General features: G+C 31.1%; 11 protein-coding genes. 3 read left to right on the top strand and 8 right to left on the bottom strand.

Going from position 1 to position 21,405, the window contains the following annotated elements; genetic code table 11:
- Positions 1 to 59 precede the first annotated feature (59 nt).
- Positions 60 to 1,376 carry a class II D-tagatose-bisphosphate aldolase, non-catalytic subunit gene (locus I4V16_RS09125; protein ID WP_049179611.1) on the bottom strand — a complete coding sequence of 439 codons (1,317 nt, stop codon included), beginning with the start codon at positions 1,374 to 1,376 and terminating at the stop codon, positions 60 to 62.
- 480 nt (positions 1,377 to 1,856) lie between these two features.
- Between I4V16_RS09125 and I4V16_RS09130 the strand changes: the two genes are divergently transcribed.
- The gene (locus I4V16_RS09130) at positions 1,857 to 6,161 is read left to right on the top strand and encodes a glycoside hydrolase family 2 TIM barrel-domain containing protein (protein ID WP_195966657.1); all 4,305 of its coding nucleotides are present in this window, start codon (positions 1,857 to 1,859) and stop codon (positions 6,159 to 6,161) included.
- A 56-nt stretch (positions 6,162 to 6,217) separates the two neighbouring features.
- Here the strand turns inward: I4V16_RS09130 and I4V16_RS09135 are convergent, their stop codons facing one another.
- From I4V16_RS09135 to I4V16_RS09155, 5 genes are all read right to left on the bottom strand, one after another.
- Positions 6,218 to 6,577 carry a MerR family transcriptional regulator gene (locus tag I4V16_RS09135; protein WP_195966658.1) on the bottom strand — a complete coding sequence of 120 codons (360 nt, stop codon included), beginning with the start codon at positions 6,575 to 6,577 and terminating at the stop codon, positions 6,218 to 6,220.
- 92 nt (positions 6,578 to 6,669) lie between these two features.
- A complete protein-coding gene (locus I4V16_RS09140) occupies positions 6,670 to 8,016 on the bottom strand; it encodes an MATE family efflux transporter (protein WP_049179607.1) in 1,347 nt (448 codons plus the stop codon).
- Positions 8,017 to 8,062: 46 nt separating this feature from the next.
- Entirely contained in the window at positions 8,063 to 8,443 is a 381-nt protein-coding gene (locus tag I4V16_RS09145) for a VOC family protein (RefSeq protein ID WP_049179605.1), read from the bottom strand.
- A gap of 52 nt (positions 8,444 to 8,495) precedes the next feature.
- Complete coding sequence (locus I4V16_RS09150) at positions 8,496 to 9,668, bottom strand: MalY/PatB family protein (RefSeq protein ID WP_195966659.1); 1,173 nt, start codon at positions 9,666 to 9,668, stop codon at positions 8,496 to 8,498.
- Positions 9,658 to 10,518: a DUF3737 family protein gene (locus I4V16_RS09155; protein WP_049179602.1), complete on the bottom strand. Its 861-nt coding sequence runs from the start codon at positions 10,516 to 10,518 to the stop codon at positions 9,658 to 9,660. The genes I4V16_RS09150 and I4V16_RS09155 overlap by 11 nt, the downstream gene beginning before the upstream one ends.
- Positions 10,519 to 10,721: 203 nt before the next feature.
- Between I4V16_RS09155 and I4V16_RS09160 the strand changes: the two genes are divergently transcribed.
- Complete coding sequence (locus I4V16_RS09160; protein ID WP_049179600.1) at positions 10,722 to 11,555, top strand: PHP domain-containing protein; 834 nt, start codon at positions 10,722 to 10,724, stop codon at positions 11,553 to 11,555.
- Between the two features lie 218 nt (positions 11,556 to 11,773).
- A complete protein-coding gene (gene aspD, locus I4V16_RS09165) occupies positions 11,774 to 13,399 on the top strand; it encodes an aspartate 4-decarboxylase (RefSeq protein ID WP_347707998.1) in 1,626 nt (541 codons plus the stop codon).
- 92 nt (positions 13,400 to 13,491) lie between these two features.
- Here the strand turns inward: aspD and I4V16_RS09170 are convergent, their stop codons facing one another.
- The gene (locus tag I4V16_RS09170; protein WP_195966660.1) at positions 13,492 to 20,463 is read right to left on the bottom strand and encodes a glycoside hydrolase family 3 N-terminal domain-containing protein; all 6,972 of its coding nucleotides are present in this window, start codon (positions 20,461 to 20,463) and stop codon (positions 13,492 to 13,494) included.
- A 222-nt stretch (positions 20,464 to 20,685) separates the two neighbouring features.
- Positions 20,686 to 21,396, bottom strand: coding sequence for a GntR family transcriptional regulator (locus I4V16_RS09175; RefSeq protein WP_195572948.1), 711 nt, complete (start codon positions 21,394 to 21,396; stop codon positions 20,686 to 20,688).
- Positions 21,397 to 21,405 lie beyond the last annotated feature (9 nt).

Here is a 21,405-nt window from a genome sequence, read left to right on the forward strand (position 1 = left end):
TTTACAAGGTTAGTATTATATATGTTTTTAAGCATAACTCTTATAAAAAAATCTTCTTGCTACTTCCTGATTGCATATAAATAATCATCAATGTATTCTCCTATTTTGCTTTTTAATAGCTCTATAGGATTATTTTCTAATTTACCCTCTCTAATTAACCTATATTGATTAGGAAGATACTGACTTATTAATGGTAATGGCATGTCTACTTTTGATAGATTATCAAGCATTTTATTTAAGGCAAAATCAACCTCTTCATTTGGCATATAATACCTACATCTATCCGATAAACTATACTTTCTTTCTAACTTTACTTTTCTGCCAGATCCAACATAATGCTTTTCCCATTGCCTTGAATCCTTAACCATTTCAAAATCTAATATTTCTCTAAATCTTGATAATTCGAATTTATCATTATACTGTAATAGTTCTTCTTCAATACAATTTAATGCAAAAGCTCCTTCTCTAAATCCAAATGTTAATTCTGGACCAACTTTAAGTATTACAAATCCATCCTCAACCATTTCTCTTAAAGCATATTTAGTTTGGTAGTCAGTAGAATGTGCTTCAAATAATATAGAATCATATTCCTTAATAGCTTCAGATAATTTTTTGGCTTTTTCCCTATCATATTCACATACAGTTTCCGAACTAAACTCAACCCCAGGTTGTACCACTACTGCCACAACATAATCAAATGCACTCTCAACATTATGCCTTTTAAAAGCCTCCTTAAATGTTTCAATAGTTGTTTTGAAGTTTTCAACCTTTGTAACACTTATTCCTTCTTCTTCTTCCCCTTCTTCTCCTTCTGCACCGCCAGGTATTGGAACTTCACTTCCTATTACATAAATAGGGTGAATGGCATCCTTATTTTCTTTAAGTAATTCTTTATAAGCACTTTCTGCCACACTACATAATATACCTGCTCTATCAGCTATTATTTCATCACCAAAATCATTATTTTCTGAATCACCCTTTATCTTCATACTTGTATCTATATGAATTTTAGTAAATCCAGCCATTACATATTGTCTTATTAACTCCTTAGCATTTTCCATAGCTTGCTCTGGATCTATATCTCTCCAAGTTAATGGACCTAAGTGGTCTCCCCCTAATACGACCCTATCTTCCGGAAAATTATTTTTCTTACAAAGTTCTAAAATAAATTTTCTATATTCCGATGGCTTCATTCCTGTATATCCACCAAATTGATCTACTTGATTTGCAGTTGCTTCTACAAGTAATGCTATATCCTTATCTCTTAACTTATCCATAGCTGCTTCAATTACGAATTTATTAGAGCAGCATACAGATACTATCCCATCATGTATTCCATCCTTGTAGTTACTTATAATTTGTTGTATTTTATGCATATATGCCTCCTTTTTAAGTACAAAGCTTACAGCTTGTCTTTTAAAAAAAATTAGAGGGAGTTTTTACCATATCCCTTGATATAATTTATATCACACCTTCTTTTCCTTTCAAATGGACAAATTAGTTTACCTTTTACACTTTTTGTTTTTTTATCTCAATTTTATAAAACTATTAAAATTCTTCGATTTACTTTTTTTAACATCGAAGAATTTTGTATGTACTTTATATAATTTAAATTTTATAATTTAGGCATCTATTAATTTTAATTATAATTTTAATCTAAAAATATTTTTGTTATTATAAATTCAATATATATCCATAAAACATATGCACTACTTACTGGTAAAACTTATCTCTATATTTATATCAAGATTAAACCTACTTATAAAATTTCTATTTCGTTTTGTATATTGCTACTTATTTCTTAGAAGTAAAAGCAATATCTATATATTTTATTTTTTCTATAAGGAGGTTCTAAAATGAAACCATGTACAAAAAAAAGATGTTCTTTTGTGCTTGCTTTAGGAATGCTTTTTTCATTAGCTCCTACAACTGCATTTGCACAAACAAAACAGACCCAAGAAGCTGAAACTGTATCTGTAGGCTTCATCAAAGATGGAGAACGTTCAACCCTATTCAATCAAAATTGGAAATTCTTTAAGGGTGACCCCTCAGGTGCAAGTGAAACTAATTTTAACGATTCGTCTTGGAGAGTTTTAAATCTTCCTCATGATTGGAGCATTGAAGGCGAATTTACTGTTCAAGGTGAAGCAGAAAGTGGATTCTTACTTGGAGGTACTGGATGGTATCGTAAACACTTTGTAGTTCCTGAAAAATTCAATGGAAAAGACTTTACCTTAAATTTTGATGGTGTTTACATGAATGCAGAAGTTTATGTAAATGGAAAAAAACTAGGTTCTCATAATTACGGATATACATCCTTTGCTTTTGATATAACTGATGAGTTAATTTGTGACGGCATTACTGAAAACGTTATATCCGTAAAGGTATCAAACCCTACTCCTAGTAGTAGATGGTATTCAGGTAGTGGTATTTATCGTGATGTAACTTTAAGTGTAACTGATTCAATTCATGTTGGATACTTAGGTACAACTGTTACAACGCCAAAGCTTAAAGATCAAAAGTCTGGCAATGTTGATGTAAACGTTAGTACAACTGTAGAAAATGAGTCTCTTTCTGATTCAGAAGTAACTCTTAAGACCACTATTATTAATAACGATGGAAAAGAAGTTAGTACCCCTGTAAGCGAGAAAAAAGTTGTTCAAGTTAATAAAAGTGTTGATTTTGAACAAACTGCTATAGTGAACAAGCCTACTCTATGGTCTGTAGACAACCCTACTATGTATAAAGTAAAAACTGAAGTTATAGTTGGAGATAAAGTTGTAGATACTACATTAACTGATTTTGGATTTAGATATTATGAATTCGATAGAGACACAGGTTTCTCACTAAATGGTGAAAATATGAAACTTCAAGGTGTTTGCATGCATCATGACCAAGGTGCCCTTGGCGCAGCTTCAAACTATTATGCTGTTGAACGTCAAATGCGCATTATGAAAGAAATGGGTGCAAATGCAATACGTGTATCTCATAACCCTGCCAGTGAAATGTTACTTGAAATATGTGATAAACTAGGGCTTTTAGTTATAAACGAAGCATTTGATACTTGGACAAACCCTAAGAATGGTAATGTAAATGACTTTTCTAAATATTTTAGAGAAAGCATTGATGAAGATAATAAAATTATAAATGGTAATTCTGACATGACATGGGGCGAATTTGAAGCCAGAACAATGGTTAAAAGTTCAAAGAATAGTCCTTCTGTAATCATGTGGTCAATTGGTAATGAAGTTTTAGAAGGTATAGGTGGAAATTCTTCTGATTATACTGATATTGCACAAGATATTATCACTTGGATTAAAGCTGAAGATTCAACTAGACCTGTTACAATTGGTGATAATAGAACAAAAAATGGTGATAGTAATGCTAACGCTATCTCAGAAGTAGTAAACAAAAATGATGGTATTGTTGGTTTTAACTATGCAAACGAAAATCAATTTAATACTCAAAGAAACAACCATCCTGATTGGATTCTTTATGGTTCAGAAACAAGTAGTGCCGTTCATAGCAGAGGATACTACAAAACTAAAGGAATAGACTATCCTAATAATCAAATATCAGAATATGATAATGATATTACAAAAGTAGGTTGGGGACACTCTGCAAGTAATGCTTGGAAATATACAATAAAAAATGATTACAATGCTGGCGAATTTGTTTGGACAGGCTTTGACTATATTGGAGAACCTACTCCATGGAATGGTATTGATTCTGGACAAGTAAATGGAGGTAAAGGCCCTGCTCCTAAATCAAGTTACTTTGGTATAGTTGACACTGCTGGTTTTGAAAAAGATATCTACTATTTATATCAAAGTCAATGGAATAAGGATGTTAATACTCTTCATGTTTTACCTACATGGAATAAAGAAGATATAGTAATTGAAAACGGAAATGTACAAGTTGATGTATTTACTGATGCTTATAAAGTTGAATTATACTTAAATGATAAGAAGGTTGGAGAGGCTACTGCAACTGAGCATGTAACACCTACTGGATATAAATACCAAACATTTGATAATGATTCATTATATCCATCTTTTAATGTTGCTTATGCTCCTGGTACTTTAACTGCAAAAGCATATGATAAACAAGGTAATTTAATTACTGATACAAAAGGTAGAAATACAGTTACTACCTATAGTACTCCTACTACAACAAAATTAAGTGCAGATAAAACAACAATTGCTTCTAATGAATATGATTTATCTTATATCACTGTTGATTTAGTTGATGAAAATGGTAACTCTGCTTCTGGTGCTTCTAACACATTAAACTTCAAACTTGAAGGTAATGGTAGAATAGTTGGTGTTGATAATGGTAATCCTGTTGATACTACTTCTTATAAACCTACTACTGATACAAAAGCTACAAGAAAAGCATTTAGCGGAAAAGCTTTAGTTATAGTTCAATCTACAAAGGATGCTGGTTCAATGAAACTTACTGTTTCTGGTGAAGGATTAAAAGAAAAATCTATAACTATTACAACAGAAAATCAAGCTTCAGATGATAAGTATTTAGAATCTTATGATATAGTAAAGAATTACTACGTAAATGTAGGAGAAAACCCTACTTTACCTAAAACAGTAAATGGCAGATTTAGTGATGGCACTACTTCTACATTCAATGTTATTTGGAATAAATACGATGAAAACCAATTAAATACCCCACAAATTTTTAAAGTCACTGGTACTTTAGAAGGAACTGATGTTGCAGTAGTTGTAAATGTACATGTTGTTGGAGAAATAGTTTCTATGGCTAATCTATCTACCTTCACATACGCTGGTACTACCCCATCACTTCCAAAAACAGTTTATGGATATTATGCAAATGGTTCTAAGTCTGAAGAACTTGATGTAAATTGGGACTTAGATGGTGTTGATTTTACTAAAGAAAATACAATTATAAAAGTAAATGGTACTGTAGAGTTACTTGGTAAAACTTATCCTGTAACTGCTAGTGTTCGTATAGTTCCGGCTTTAAAGGCAGCTAGAAACCTAGCTATAAATAGCCCAGAAAATAATGATATTCCAGCACTTTCAGAAAGCTGTACAGATGTTTCTGATAAGTTAAGTTCTATTAATAACGGAACTACTAATGGCGGAGAAGATGTAAATGAACGTTGGACTAACTGGAAAGAACGTAATCTAATTGAAAATGGTGAGCCAAAAGGAGCTTATGTTCAATTTGATTGGAAAAATAAATATAATATTGATCGTTTAGACATGTGGTTATTTACTGATAACGCATCAGCAAGAATTCCAAAGAAAGTTCAAATTAGCTATAAAGATACAGATGGCAAATACAAAGTTGTTACTCATACAAACACAACAGAAGTTCCTCACTCAGTTGGTGAAACAACTTATAAACTTGATAAAGTAATAAATACTGATAGCATTCGTATTTATATGCAACAACCTGAAGTTGGTAAGTGCATTGGGCTTACAGAGGTAAACGTATATGAATATGTACCTCAAGAAACTTTAAAAACTGAAAATAAGCTTTCTTCAATTTTACTTGATGGACAAAAATTAGAAGGATTTAATCCTGAGACTAATGAATACACTATTAATTTAGAATCTTTACCTGAAAATGTTGAAGCTATAGCTAATTCTGATGATAACTCTTCAGTTACTGTATTACCTATTAGTGGTAATAAATCAGTTATAATAGTTAAAGCTGAGGATGGTAGTGAAAATATATATACAATAAACTATGTACTACCAAAATATGATGTTACTATAAATGATGCAGAAGGTGGTTCTGTATCAGGGGCAGGTACTTATACTAAAGGTGATGAAGTTACTTTAGTTTCTACTGCTAATAAAGGCTACAAATTTATTGGATGGTTTGATGCAAATGGTAATCTTGTAAGTGATAAAACAACTTACACATTTATAGTAAATGAAAATATAAACTTAACACCAAAATTTGAAAAGCTTAAAGAGCCTACTCCAAATCCTGATCCAATAGATCCAATAGATCCAAGTGATCCTAAACCAAGTAATCCAAATGATACAAACAAACCATCAACTAGTAATCCACCAAAAACTTCAGACCCTTCTAATATTTCTGCTTTAATTGGAATATTAGCTTTAGCTGGTGGTTCTCTTGCATTAAGCTCTAAAAAGAGAAAAATAAAATAATAAGTTATAAATAAAAAAATAAACCTCCATATGATTAATCAACTGGAGGTTTATTTTTATTTTTTAAGAACTGAATTTTCATATCTAGATATTTTAAAATTAAGACGTTCAAGAGTCTTTTGCATCTCTTCCATTCTTGCAATAAGCTTTTCTCTTTGTTCAATTAATATTTCTTTTCGTGCTTGGATAGTTGACTCTCCCTCTTGAAATAATGCCACGTATTCAATTAATACTTCAATTGGAAGTCCTGCACCCCTCATACACTTAATAAATTCTACCCACTTACAATCCTCATCTGTATAATCTCTTATGCCGCTTTTATTACGATTAACTGCTGGAAGCAATCCAATACGTTCATAATAACGTAATGTGTCTTGTGAAAGATCATACTTTTTACTTACTTCTGTAATTGTCATATCCAACACCTCCCAATAAATAAATTATATCACTTCAAGTTAACTCTAGGTCAATATATATTAAAGGGGGGTATTATAAATTCCATTTAAATTTAATTTACTTTACATTCTCTTATATATGGATTTCTATAGAATGAATATGCAAGTTGTGCACACATACAGCACCAAATTATTGGTTCACATAGAATTACTCCAAAGTACTCTAGTGTTGGAATTAATAACATAACAAATACTATCTTACCCAAGAACTCTATAACACTAGATACAAGTGGAAGTACCTTTTCTCCAATTCCCTGTAGTGAATTTCTTAGATTTAATAATATACCCAAAACTGCATAGAACGGCGAATTCCACAACAAATATTTTACCCCATTATCAATAACTACTGCCTCAGTTGAACCTGATAACACCCTCATTAAAGTTGGTGCAATAAAAAATAGCACTATGGTAATAACTGCTCCCCATCCAATGGATATTATGTTTGCATATCTTACAGCTTCTCTTATTCTTTTACCTTGATTAGCCCCTTTATTTTGGGACACAAAAGTTGATAAACTCATTGCTAGTGATGATACAGGTATCATACAAAAACTATTTAGCTTACGAGCAGCTGTATGTCCTGCAATTATTAAGTATCCTAAATTATTAATGGCAGTTTGTAATATAACTGTTCCTGCAGAAACTATCATAAGCATAATTCCCATGGATAATCCTTGTCCCAATAAATCCTTGTATAGTTCCTTATCAAACTTAAAATGTTCTTTCTTTGGAATAAGGATTGGACACTTTAAGAAAATATATATAATACATAACACTCCTGAAATTCCTTGTGAAATAACAGTTGCAACTGCTGCTCCCCTTATTCCCATATTAAATTGAGTAATAAATAAAATATCTAAAACTATATTTAACACAGATGAAATAATAAGAAATACTAGAGGCATAACGCTATTTCCTATTGCTCTTAAAAATCCTGCACATAGGTTATACAAAAACATAACAGCTACAAACATTGTTACAGTATAAATATAAGAATATGATTCCTCTATAATATTTGAAGGAGTATTTAATAGTTCTAGTAAAGGATACAAAAATAATTGTGCTATTATCATTATTAAAACTGTTATACCTACACCTATTACTAATGACCCCGCTACTGACTTTTTAACTTCTTCTTCATTATTGGATCCAAAGCTTCTTGCTGTAACAATACTTAATCCATTCCCTACACCTAGGGAAAATCCTACTAAAAGTTCATATACAGCTGCACTAGCCCCTATAGCTGCTAATGATGTATCCCCTAAGTAGTTTCCAACAATCATAACATCAACTGTATTATATAGTTGTTGGAATACACTTGATATGAAAAGTGGAATAGCAAAAATAATTAAAGACCTTAAAATTCTCCCTTTTAATAAATCCACATTTAAACTTAACATATGGTCCCCTCCTATTTAGTTGTCTAGATAATCTCTCTCTTTATATCTACTCATGTAATTCTAATGGTAATCCGTCTGGATCTTGAAAAAATGTCATCCTTTTATTAGTAATCTCATCCAACCTTATAGGTTCAACCTCAATTCCTAAAGCTTTTAACTCTTCCACTTCTTTTTCTATATCATCTACCTTAAAGGCTAAATGTCTTAAGCCACAGGCTTCTGGATAAGATGGTCTCTTAGGATTATTCTTTCCTGAAAAAATCTCTAATTCACATTCTCCTAATTTTAAATCTAACTTATAGTCACCTCTCTCTTCCCTATAGTTTTCACGTAGTATTTGAAAACCTAACTTATTAACATAGAAATCTTTTGATTTCTCGTAGTTACTAACAATAATAGCTATATGATGTATCACAGTTAAATTCATTTTTCTTTTGCTTCCTCTCACTAATAGATTTTTTACTACTATAAATTTCCTATTATATTATATTCCTTTTAATATACTTATCAACTCCAACTTTAAGTCTACTTAAACCATCTTCTACCCTTTCTCTTTGACATGCAATATTCATTCTAATAAAGTGGCCTCCATTACTTCCATATACATGCCCACTAGATACATAAAGGCCTGTTTCTTTTCTTATGAACTTACAAAACTCTAGGCTATCTTTTGTTATACTACTGCAATCAATCCATAATAAATAAGTTGCATCTGAATGTATAAGATTAAGGCTAGGTAACTCATTATGAATAAATTTCTGTACAACTCTCTTATTTTCAGCTAAATATTCAATTAATTCATTTAACCATGGTTCTCCCTTTGTAAATGCAGCAATTGTAGCCTCTATTGCAAAAGCATTTGGTTCTGCAACTTCATCCGTATTTATTCCCCTGTTAACCATTCTTCTAATTTCATCATTAGGAACAATAATATTTGAAGATTGTACTCCTGCTAAATTAAATGTCTTAGTTGGAGCAATACAGGTTATACTATTTTGAGCTATTTCAGGTGAAATAGATGCAAATGGTGTATAAGAATTACCATAAGTCAAATCACAATGAATTTCATCTGAAGCTACAAGTACATTATACTTTATACAAAGCTCTCCTATCTTTTTCAAAGTTTCCTTTGACCATACCTTTCCAATTGGGTTATGAGGGTTACAAAGAATCATTAAAGTTGTTGCTGGGTCTGATAGTTTTCTTTCTAAATCCTCATAATCAATTGAATACTCTTTCCCATCAAAACATAAATCACTTGAAAGCACTTTTCTATTATTATTCACAATGGAGTTATAAAAAATATTATATACAGGGGCTTGTACAAGTACATTATCCCCTTCTCTAGTCATCTTTCTTACAATAGAAGATATAGCAGGAACTACTCCTGTACAAAAAAGAATCCATTCCTTCTCTATTTTAAAATTGTGTCTTCTCTCCCACCAATTACTTATTGATAAATAGTATTCATCTGGAATAATAGTATATCCATATATACCAAAATCAACTTTTTTCCTAATAGCTTCTCTTATTTCAGGTGCTGTTTCAAAATCCATATCAGCAACCCACATTGGAAGCTCATTATTATTAACATCCCACTTTAAGGAATTAGTGTTAAATCTATTTGTTAACTTTGAAAAATTATACTGCATTCTCTTCTCCTCCTTCATCAACTAAAATTTTTGTATTAAGTGAAGATATCTCTTTATCATCCATTATTAAATCATCAATACCTCTTGCATGAATTCTTCCCCCCATTGGATTTTTGACACTATCAACCCTTGTAGTAATATTAGCATCAACTGTTGAATACTCAAATGCCAAGTCTGTATTAATAACTTTTGAATTCCTTATTACAAGGTTTTCTACATAGCATAATCCTTGATTACTTTCTATGAAACAATCAATAAAAGTTAAATTCTTAGAATTCCACCCTAAATACTCTCCAATAATTACTGAATTATTAACAGTTACATTTTCACAATTCCAAAAAGCATCCTTAGAAAGTAGTCTAGAATTATAGACTTCAACATTCTTTGCCCCATCAAATGCATAATTTCCTGAAAGGTTAAAATCTTTAATAACTATATTTTCACTATTCATTCCAAAATAATCGCCCTTTGCATTTACATTATTAAGGGTTATATCTTGGCAATTCCAAAGTGTTTCTGTAGCTATAGGAATATTTACATTTGTTAAATTAATATTCTTAGAGCGCCTAAATGTTTTTGGTGACTCAATGGTACTGTTCTTTATATTAATATTATGGGTATACCAAATTCCTGACCTTGCAGTTTCTAGCAAAGTACTATTATCTACATTTATATCTTTACAGTACCATAAGGGATACTTCCACTTAAAAATAGAATCCTTAATTTTTATATTTCTACTTTCCTTTAAAGGAGATTCACCATCACAAAAAACAGAGTTAATAACCTCTAAATCTCTACTTTTAAATAATGCTCTCTCTCCACTTAGCAACTCTTGATTGATTATTTTCACTAAACTTCATCCCTTTCTTGCTGAATACATAGAAAATAGAAGATTTTTAAATATCCACCTATTATTTTATAATATTCCAAATATATCTTCTATAGATAGTTTAATATCTTGAGTTAACTCCAAGTCAAGTAAAATATAGAATTTGCTCCTCTAATAAAACTATGCTAAAATTTTAGTAACTTTAGTGAGAAAGGATTTTTACTATGATAAAGATAGATTTCCATACACACTCAACCTCATCTGATGGCTTAATGTCACCAAAAGAAGTTGTTGAAAGAGCTTATCAAAATGGAGTGAAATATTTAGCTTTAACAGATCATGACACAGTATCTGGGCTTCATAATGCAATACAAACTGCTAAAGAAATTAATCTTTCATTCATACCTGGTATTGAACTTTCTACCACTCATAACAAAGAAAGCGTACATATACTTGGATTCTTTAAAGATGACAGCTATATGAATGATGAATTTATCCACTACTTACAAACTTTAAAAGATAAACGTAAAATAAGAGCGGAAAAGATGATACAAAAATTAAAAGAAGTTTTTAATATAGAAATTAGCTTAGACAATGTATTAAAGCGTGGAAAAGATGTTGTTGCAAGACCTCATATTGCACAAGAGATTATATCATCTGGCTATCCATATGAGTTTGAATATATCTTTCAAAACTTTATAGGAAAAGACTGCCCTGCATTTGTTCCAACTACTAAACTTACAACTGAAGAAGGGGTTAAACTTCTTAAAAAGTATAACGCTTTAGTATTCTTAGCTCATCCAAAACTAATACATAACTCTCCATTAGAAGATTTTTTAAATATGGGCTTTGACGGCATAGAAGCTATATACTTTCAAAATACCCCTGATGAAGAAAAATACTTTTTAAATTTTGCAAAAAAACATAACCTTTTAGTTAGTGCAGGCTCTGACTGTCACGGTAATGTTGATGGTGATGAAAGACATGGCGACATTGGAGCTATGAATATAACTGAAGATTTATTAGAAACCTTTTTAGAAAAATATAATACCTTATAGTTAAGAAACTCTACTTTTTAGTAGGGTTTCTTTATTTATCATTAAGACTAAATATATTAAACTTCAATTTATACATTCCTTACTTTTCCTTCTATATTTCCTTCTCTTTATAGACAAAATACAAATGCATATGTGAAAAACCTTATTAAGCAATTATTCAAATATTGATTTTTTAACTTTCAACACAGTTTATATAAATTAAAGAAAGGGTGAATACAGTGGATAAAAAATTACTTGAAGAAGTTAAAAACCTAAGTCCTTTTGAATTGAAGGATAAATTAATAAACCTTGCTAATTCTAATGAAAAAAAAGGAGTTAAAATCTTTCTTAATGCTGGTAGAGGAAATCCTAATTGGACTGCTTCTACCCCTAGAGATGCCTTTTTTACCTTAGGCCATTTTAGCGTTGAAGAAACACGAAAAACCTGGCGTGATGGAGACCTAGCTGGTATGCCTGAAAAAGCTAACATTTATAGACACTTTAAAGATTTTTGTACCTCTAATAAAAATTCCCCTGGTATTGAACTATTAGAAAAAGCCATTGATTATGGAATAAATGAATATGGATTTGATGCTGACTCTTGGGTATTTGAATTAGTGGATGGAATCATTGGAGATAACTATCCAGTCCCAGATAGAATGCTCTTAAGAATAGAGAAAGTCGTTCATAATTACCTAATTAGAGAGATGGGTGGAACTATTCCTGATGAAGCTAGCCATGACCTTTTTGCCGTTGAAGGTGGGACTGCTGCTATGTGCTACATATTTGATTCACTTATGGCAAACCATCTTTTAAAAAAACAGGATAATATTGCCTTGATGGTTCCTATTTTTACTCCATATTTAGAAATTCCTCATCTTTCTAGATATGACTTTAATGTTACAGAAATTCATGCTTGTGAGTTAAATGAAGAAGGTCGTCATACTTGGCAATATCCTTCTTCAGAATTAGATAAACTAGCTGATCCTAATATAAAACTTTTATGTGTGGTTAATCCTAGCAATCCTCCTTCTGTAGCAATTGATGATACCTCTATGGAATACATTCAAAATATAGTGAAAGAAAAGAATCCTAATCTAATGATTGTTACAGATGATGTATATGGTACTTTTGTTGAAAATTTCAAGTCATTTATGATTACATTACCTTATAATACTCTAGGTGTTTACTCCTTCTCTAAATACTTTGGAGCTACAGGTTGGAGACTTGGTGTTATTGCTCTTGCAAAGGAAAATGTATTTAATAAACTTATTTATGAGCTTCCTAAGGAAGATAAAGATGATTTAATAAATAGATATAGTTCCTTAACCACAAATCCTGAGTCAATATCCTTTATTGATAGAATTGTTGCTGATAGTAGACAGGTTACTTTAAATCATACTGCTGGTCTCTCTACCCCTCAACAAGTGCAAATGGCGCTATTTTGTTTGTTTGCTTTACTAGACAAAAATGATACCTACAAAAATCAAACTATGGATATTTGTGCAAGACGTAAAAAACTAGTTTATGATCATTTAATTGATTTACCAATGAAAAAAAGTGATATCTATAGTGCTTGTTATTATAATGAGTATGATCTATTGGTATGGGCAAATTTAAGATACGGAATGGACTTTGCTAATTATCTTAAAGAAGAAAGAAACCCCTTAGAATTTCTATTTGACCTTGCTGAGAAATATCATATTATCCTATTGAATGGTGAAGGATTTGACGGTCCAAAGTGGTCAATTCGTGTATCATTAGCTAACTTAAAGGATGAACAATATAGTAAAATTGGTGAATCTATAAATGAATTATTTAGTAAATATCATGAGCAATGGCAAGAATCAATTAATAATAGATAATTATCTTTTAATATTCCAGCAATAACCATTTCCGTGAAGGTACTTGATTATAAGAAAAACTCTGCTAGAACGCAGAGTTTTTCTCTATTTTATTATTTTCTTTTTATAAAGAATAACATACAAATCAATGATAATGCTAATGCCAATATATTACCTCCATAGTTATTAGCATCTCCTGTTTTAACAGAATCACTGTTATCTCCTTGATGGTTATTCTCATCAGATGGTTTACTTCCACCTTCATTATCGTCTCCACTAGATGGCTTATCTGTATTATCTTCACCACCATCTGAAGTTCCTTTTTCAACAACCTTAACCTTTATAGATTTAGTAATAATATTTCCTTCCATATCTACTACTTTATATACTACTTCATATTCACCAGCTACATTTGTATCAACATTGTTAGAAATAACTTCTATAGAACTTGTTATATCTGAACCATCCATATCTTCAGCTGTTACCCCATCTAGAGCATCAAATATATTGCCTACTTCTATGGTAATATCTCCTGCGTTAATAATTCCTGTCTCTAAAACTCTAACAACAAAGGTTCTTTTTGCCTTATTTCCTTCATTATCTTCTACTACTACAGTAACTGTGTAAATTCCTTGCTTATTAGTATCAACATTATGAGATATACCAGCCTTTTTAGTAATATCACCATCAATATTATCAATTACACTTAACTTTAAATCTTTTATTGGATCAAAAGTAGATCCAACTGGAAGTGTAATATTGCTACCATCAATAGTTGGTTTAGTTATATCATTTTTAACTTCTAAAACTAAAGTTAGCTCATTTGCTTTGTTGCCAGATGAATCAGATACATTCACCTTAACTTCATATTTACCAACCTTGTTGATATTTACCTTACTTGTGTCTATCTGAACTTTACTAGTTATATCTCCTTCTATTTTATCAATAGCACTTATACCTAGAATTTTTATTAAATCTAAAGATGAAATATCTGACTTAGCTTCTACCACACCATCTTTTCCATCTAAAACTGGTGCTTCTTTATCTAATACATACTCAAACTTAATGTCTCTATAGTTAAATCCGTCTCCATCTACAAGTACTCTAATTACTTGTTCACCTTCTTGAAGATTTACAAATATAGAATCTGAATATTTAAAATTCTCCCATGACCCTGTAGAGCTTAATGTTGTTACTCCAAGTGTCTTCGCTTCATTATTAATTACTTGTTGAATTATAGCACTTGGTGCCCCATTTGAATTTGTAGCATAATTATAACTTACTCTATACATACCTGATTTTGATACATTAACAAAATAATCTAAATATGCTCCTGGAACTGTGCATCCAATATTATTCATTCCATTTTTATTTTCAATGGCATACGCTTTATTATTAGATCCTTGATAGAAGCTATCAGCTTTAACTATAGTCTCTTCTCCAGATACTGTAGCGTTTACCCTTTGTGCATCTGCTTTCTTTTCTATAGTTATTCCTTTAATTTCAAATCCAGCGTTATTAGTCTCAATTCTAAGTGTTTGTTCTCCTTTTTCAAGCCTTATAGTATCTTTAATTGATAGTGTCTTGCTCCAGAAGTTTCCTAAAGATATACTTGATAGGTTTCCAGTAACCCCTGTTCCTACCCCTCCACTTATCTTTATAGCATTGTCTACAGCAGATGAATTATATACATCATAAATTACTGTATATTCTCCTGCTTCCTTTACATCTAAATAGAAGTCTACCCTATTTCCAGCTTTTACATTAGATGATATAGATCCTTTATTTCTATAAGCATCACTCTCTTTTAAAGTTAACTTTTTATCTAATTTAATGGCATCTGGATTCTCTGAGCTACCTTGGCAAATAACCTTAGCACTTAAATCCTCATTATTAGAATCTGAATAAGCAGTATGAGGAACTGTTACAGTTAACTCTAAGTTCTCATAGTATGCCTTAGTCCATTCTAAATTTAACTTTATTGATCCATTAATCCTTTCAAAGCTCTTAATCTTTATATACTCTGAAGCATCTCCTGATAATTCTATACCACTAAATAATTCTTCATTATTTATAAATGTTCCACCCTCTAAATTTAACATTATAGAACTTGTTCCCATAGGAATAGATTCTTTATCTATAGTTAATACTTCCTTGTCATTTTTAGCAGTTATACTAAAACTATCTTCTACTAAATAAGAAGAAGTAGCACCATCTATTGCCTCAGATTTCACCTTAACTACTACATCCCTATCGTAGTCATAATCAACTGTTCTATTGCCTTTTAAAGTTAATATAGCCTTTTTATTATCAATCCTGTTAACTTCAAAGTCTACACCTACTGGTAAGTTTATCAACGTGAAATACTCTTTACTTAAAGAATTCTTAAACTCTCCATCAATTAATAAAACTTCTATTTGCTTTTCATTTTCATTTTCTTCTTGTATATCTTGTAGTACTTCTACACTTATTGCAGTACCAAAAACTAATTCTCTTAAATTAAAATCCGATAATGCTTCCACTGTTATAATTTGTTCTCCAGCCTCTAAATGAATTACACCACAATCCTTATATTCGTATCTGTTTATATCTCCAGTAGAATTTACATCCACCTTTTTAAGTAATGAATCATTAGAATAAATATTAAAGCTTGGATTTTCTCCATTATTTGATGATAAGTTCATATTTAACTTATAATCTCCAGCAGATTGAGCATTTACTTTGTATGATAATTTATCTCCACTTCCAAAATAACCAATATTTCCGTTTTCTACTATTACTCCCTTTGAATCCATAAAGTTATTAGCTGCTATTTTTCCTGGAATCTCGTGAATTTCCTTTACCTTTTCAAATCTTATAGATTTTAAATTAAACTCACCTTGTCCAATTTTTATCCTAATCTTTTGAATTCCTGTATTATCAAACTTAACTGAATGTTGTACCTTAAAGAAATCCCACCATGCCCAAGTTGAATTACTTTCATCACTCCAGTTATTAACGAAATCTACTTTTCCAAGAACATTATCTCCTTGAAGCATTGTTATTGACTTATCATTATTATAAGCTGTAGCAACTTCATAAACTACATTATATTGCCCTGCTTCTTTTACATCTACCATATAGTCAATCCAAGAACCGTCTTTTAAATTTCCTATATAGTCTTTATCATCTCCACCAATACCTGCTCCGTCATTACTTATTCCTGAATAATTAGTACTACTAACTTCCTTATCTATAGGATTAATTCCACTAAGTGGAGTCCATTCATAAGTTGCAACATTCTTAGCTGGAATATTTCCTATTATCTGTGTTCCATCACAAACTATTTTAAAAGCTTGTTTTTCATCTGTTTGATTAGTAACTACCATAACAATTTTTCCTGTTTCTGTATCTTTAAATGCTACGTTAGTTACTGTAGATGAAGAACCATAGTTTGAGCCAATTCTAACATATCCTGGTCTTATAAATCTTGAGAATTGAGATGCTATATAAACTTCTGGTGTTGCCCAATAATTGTTAGGATCATTTGCATCTTGTACAAAGGATGTTGGATCTGGTGTTCCAACCCATTGATGCGTAGCAATATTGCTATCTAACATAGTAACCCAAGAGTTATAACTTTCAGCATTGTTTCTAAAATATTGTGTAATTCTATCTGCTCCTTGAGTACCCCATACAGATCTCTCTGTAAGATTCATAGTTTTGCTTGGATACTTATTTTTCATTTCTGTCATAGCAGTTGGTTCACCGCCATAATCATGGAATGCAACTCCATCAATACTTTCCATTCCATAGTCATAACTAAATGCTGTATTCATAAAACTCATTGCAGAACTAAAATTATGGTCAAAAGCCCAAAGTTTTGGATTTACACCCTTTTCCTTTAAAACAGCACTCTTTGAAACTTCATCCTTAATAGCCTTAGCAAGCTTAGCTTCTTGTGTTGAAGTCATATTACAGCTTGGATAATTAATTTCTAGCTCTGGCTCATTTTGAAGTGTCATAGCATAAATATTAATTCCAAGTTTTGCATACTCTTCTAAATATCTTGTATAGTATTTAGCTAAATCATCTATATAATCATCATTTAGCTTCCCGCCCTTTAATAATAAATCATTATTAGGATAGCTCTTACTACTTGATGTTTCTAATTTCATCCATCCTGGTGGTGTCCATGAAGATGAGAAAAACTTTAATTCATCTTCTACGCCAAGTTCTTTAGCTATTTCTTGTATTTCTTTTATAGTTTTTATAATTTTATAATCAATATCCTTTTGAATTGAAAACTCATTCTCCCAATCTGGATTATTTATATCCTTAGGCTTATTATCAAAATAAGTATAGAAATTTCTTGCTGTAAAATCTGATGTTCCTATTGTAAGCCTTATAAGTGTAGTTCCTGTTCCATTTACTGGGTCTAGTAAGTTTTTAATAAATTCTCTTCTAACGCTATCATCCATCTTTGATAAGTTGTTTACTGTAGCTTCTTCAATTGATGTACCCATACCTAAGAACTTTTGATACTCTTCTTTTGGATCAACTTTTATAGTTGTTATATTTTGTGAATCTATTGATGTTATATCTAAAGCTTCCTTCTTAGATACTTTATTTTCAATCTCTTTAGGTGAATCATACCAGCTCATACTTTGAGATTGTTCTGACGAACTCATCCAAACATTAACTGCATCCTCACTTAATATATTTCCTTTAGAAAGAACATCATCTTTTTCAACTGTATTTTCATAATCTCCAACTCTAGTAAACTTCATATAGTCAAAATTGAATCCATCTTTACCTGCTTTAAATTTTAAAATATGGTTTCCAGCCTTTATATTTATAATTCCCTTTGTAGCTCCCCATACATTCCATGCTCCTGTTTTAGGGATGTCAATTACTGAAGATAACTCAGAATCTACATAAAGATTTGCACCGTTATTAACTCCATTTGGACTTGCAATACCAAGTTCAACTTCGAACTTTCCATCTTCAGGAACATATATACCATAATCAAGCCAATCATTAGTTCCTATATATCCAACAGAAACACCGCCACTTACATTACTATTATATTCAAGGCCGCCAGTTCCATTTTTTATACTTGTACTAGCAAAGGATTCAGCTTCTATTTTCCCTTCATTCTCAGTAATATCAACATAGTTTATATTATCTTCGATTTCTGGCTTATCAGGTAAACTTGAAGTTTCACCTTTTTTTAATCCATATCCACATTCAAATAAAGCTTTGCCTTCTTCATGTTTACTTTCTATATCTGATGCATACCATGGCCAAGTTACTGTTAACTTACCAGTAAAATCATAATCGCCAAATAGTACATCTGCTACCCCTTGCCCCTCAGTACCTGGTAGCCATGCTGATACGATTCCATCAAAATCTTCAACTTGATCAGCAATTGTTATAGGTCTTCCTGTAACTAATACTGCTACTATTGGAAGGTCCGGTCTTGTTTCTTTTATATTTTTGATTGTTGTTAAATCTTCACTATCTAAAGTAAGTTCTGAAGGGCTTCTATCCCCATTGGTTTCTGAATAAGGTTTTTCTCCAATAAAGACAACTGCAACATCATTTTCTGCCGATGCTCTTCCCCTCTTATTGTAGGTAACCTTTACATCATCACCAACAGTATTTTTTATACCTTGAAGTAGTGTTGTCCCTTCTGTAATGTTTCCTTCACTACCTTGCCATGATATAGTCCATCCACCACATTGAATTCCCATATCATCAGCACTTTTACCAGCAACAAGAATATTCTTCTTATCTTTTAAGCTGCCAACTATATTATTATCATTCTTAAGTAATACCAAGGATTCTCTTACAGCTTGTCTAGCAATTTCTCTATGTTCACTAGAACCAACTGTAGTTGAAAGATTACTTTGAGCATATGGGTCTTCAAATAGCCCCATCTCAAATTTTACTCTTAATATTCTTCTAACAGCATCATTAATTCTATCCTCTGAAACTTCACCAGATTGAACTAACTCCTTTAAATTCGTTATAAATGCTTTCCAAGAACCTGGAGTCATTATCATATCCATACCAGCGTTAACTGATATCTTAACTTGTTCCTTAAAAGATACATCTTCTCCGTTTGGTCCTTTAATTTGATTTACTCCATCATAATCACTAACAACTATTCCTGTAAATCCTAGTTCACCTTTTAATAAATCAGTTACTAATTCCTTATTTCCATGGCACTTTACTCCATTTATACTGTTATAAGACAACATAACTGATCTTACTCCATCTTCAATTGCCTTTTTATATGGTGGTAATAACTCTTCTTCTAGATACTTTTGGAACTCTTCATCACTCATTTCTACATTTCCTTGATTAGCTCCATTCGTTGTTAATCCTTCACCAATATAATGTTTAGCAGTTGCTATTACTTTATTAGGATATAATAAGGTTTTCTCTGGAATATCTCCTTGTAAACCTCTTATATAAGCATCACCCATTTTAGTAACTAATTCAGATTCTTCTCCAAATGTTTCATAACTTCTGCCCCATCTTTCATTATGAAGAACTCCTAAAGTTGGAGCAAATGTCCAGTTAGCACCTGTTGCTCTCATCTCTTCAGCAGTTGCTTGTCCTATACGCTTAACCAAACCAATATTACCAGTTGCCCCTAGCCCAATATTATGAGGAAAAATAGTTGTTCCATAAACATTGTTATGCCCATGCACTGCATCAACTCCATATAATAATGGAATTCCTAATCTTGATGACATTGCTGCTTTTTGATATCCATTTATTAAATTTTCCCAATCCTCTACACTATTGCCTGTAGTAGGTAAAGATCCTCCTCCACTTAATACAGAACCTAGCGCATAGTTAGTTACATCCTCATTAGATACGCCTGCTCTTTCAGCCTGAACCATTTGTCCTATTTTTTCATCAAGCGTCATTCTATTAATCAAGTCTTCCACTCTTTGATCTACTGATTTGCTTGAATCCTTATAAAGAACATAATTGGGATCATTCTCTTCCATTGCAAATGCAGTATTACTAAATATCATTGTTGACATTACTGTCACAGATAATATCCTAGCCAATACTCTCTTAACCATAAAAAAACCTCCTTAATTATTCTTACATATTAAATTTGTACTTATAAATTTCTCAATTCAATGATACCTTTATATATATTTTTTGTAAATTACTAGTTTTTAATATACCTCTCTGTTTTTAATACTTACCACAAACTCTTCATAAATTTTATATTTACAAACAAAAAAACCTTTATGCTTATAACTTGCATAAAGGTTTAAATTCTTTACCTGCACATTCGTCTACTTAAAGGTTGCTTGACATAATAACTTTGTATTTTTATAGTTATATACTACTTGAGATAAATCAAAAATATAACCATTACCTAAAAATACGACTTCATCAATAATAAGAGAAGGATCTCCTTCTTCTAACTGTAGTATTTCTGCCTGCTCCTTATTTAACTTATCACAATATATAGATTTATCAGCAAATCCAATGGTTAGCTTTAGATCCTCAGTTATATACTTATAAATAGATTTCTCTGCAATTTCCTTATTTATATATGGAATTAAGTCCTTATTATAATAACAGGCCTCTACACAAATAGGATTACCATCACTATATCTTACTCTATTAACAAAATATAACTTAGTTCCCTCTTCACATTTCATTTTTTCAGCTATCTCTTTAGTTGCTTCTACTAACTCTAATTTTAACACCTTTGTTTTTATCTTACTCTTACCAAAATCCTTAGATATACCTCTCATATTCCCTATATTCACATGACCAGACTTTGATACTTCTCTAAGAAAATTTCCACTTCCTTGAACCTGATATACAAGCCCTCTCCCACTTAATATTTCTATTGCTTTTCTAATGGTGTTTCTACTCACATTAAACTCATTCATAAGTTCTTCTTCTGTAGGTAGCTTTTTAGTATCATCATACTTTCCTTTTAATATACTATTTTCTATTATACTTGAAACCTCTTTGTACTTTATTTCCCCCATAGTCCCTCC

This window comes from Clostridium sp. 1001283B150210_160208_E6 (assembly GCF_015669365.1).
Classification (GTDB): domain Bacteria; phylum Bacillota; class Clostridia; order Clostridiales; family Clostridiaceae; genus Clostridium; species Clostridium paraputrificum.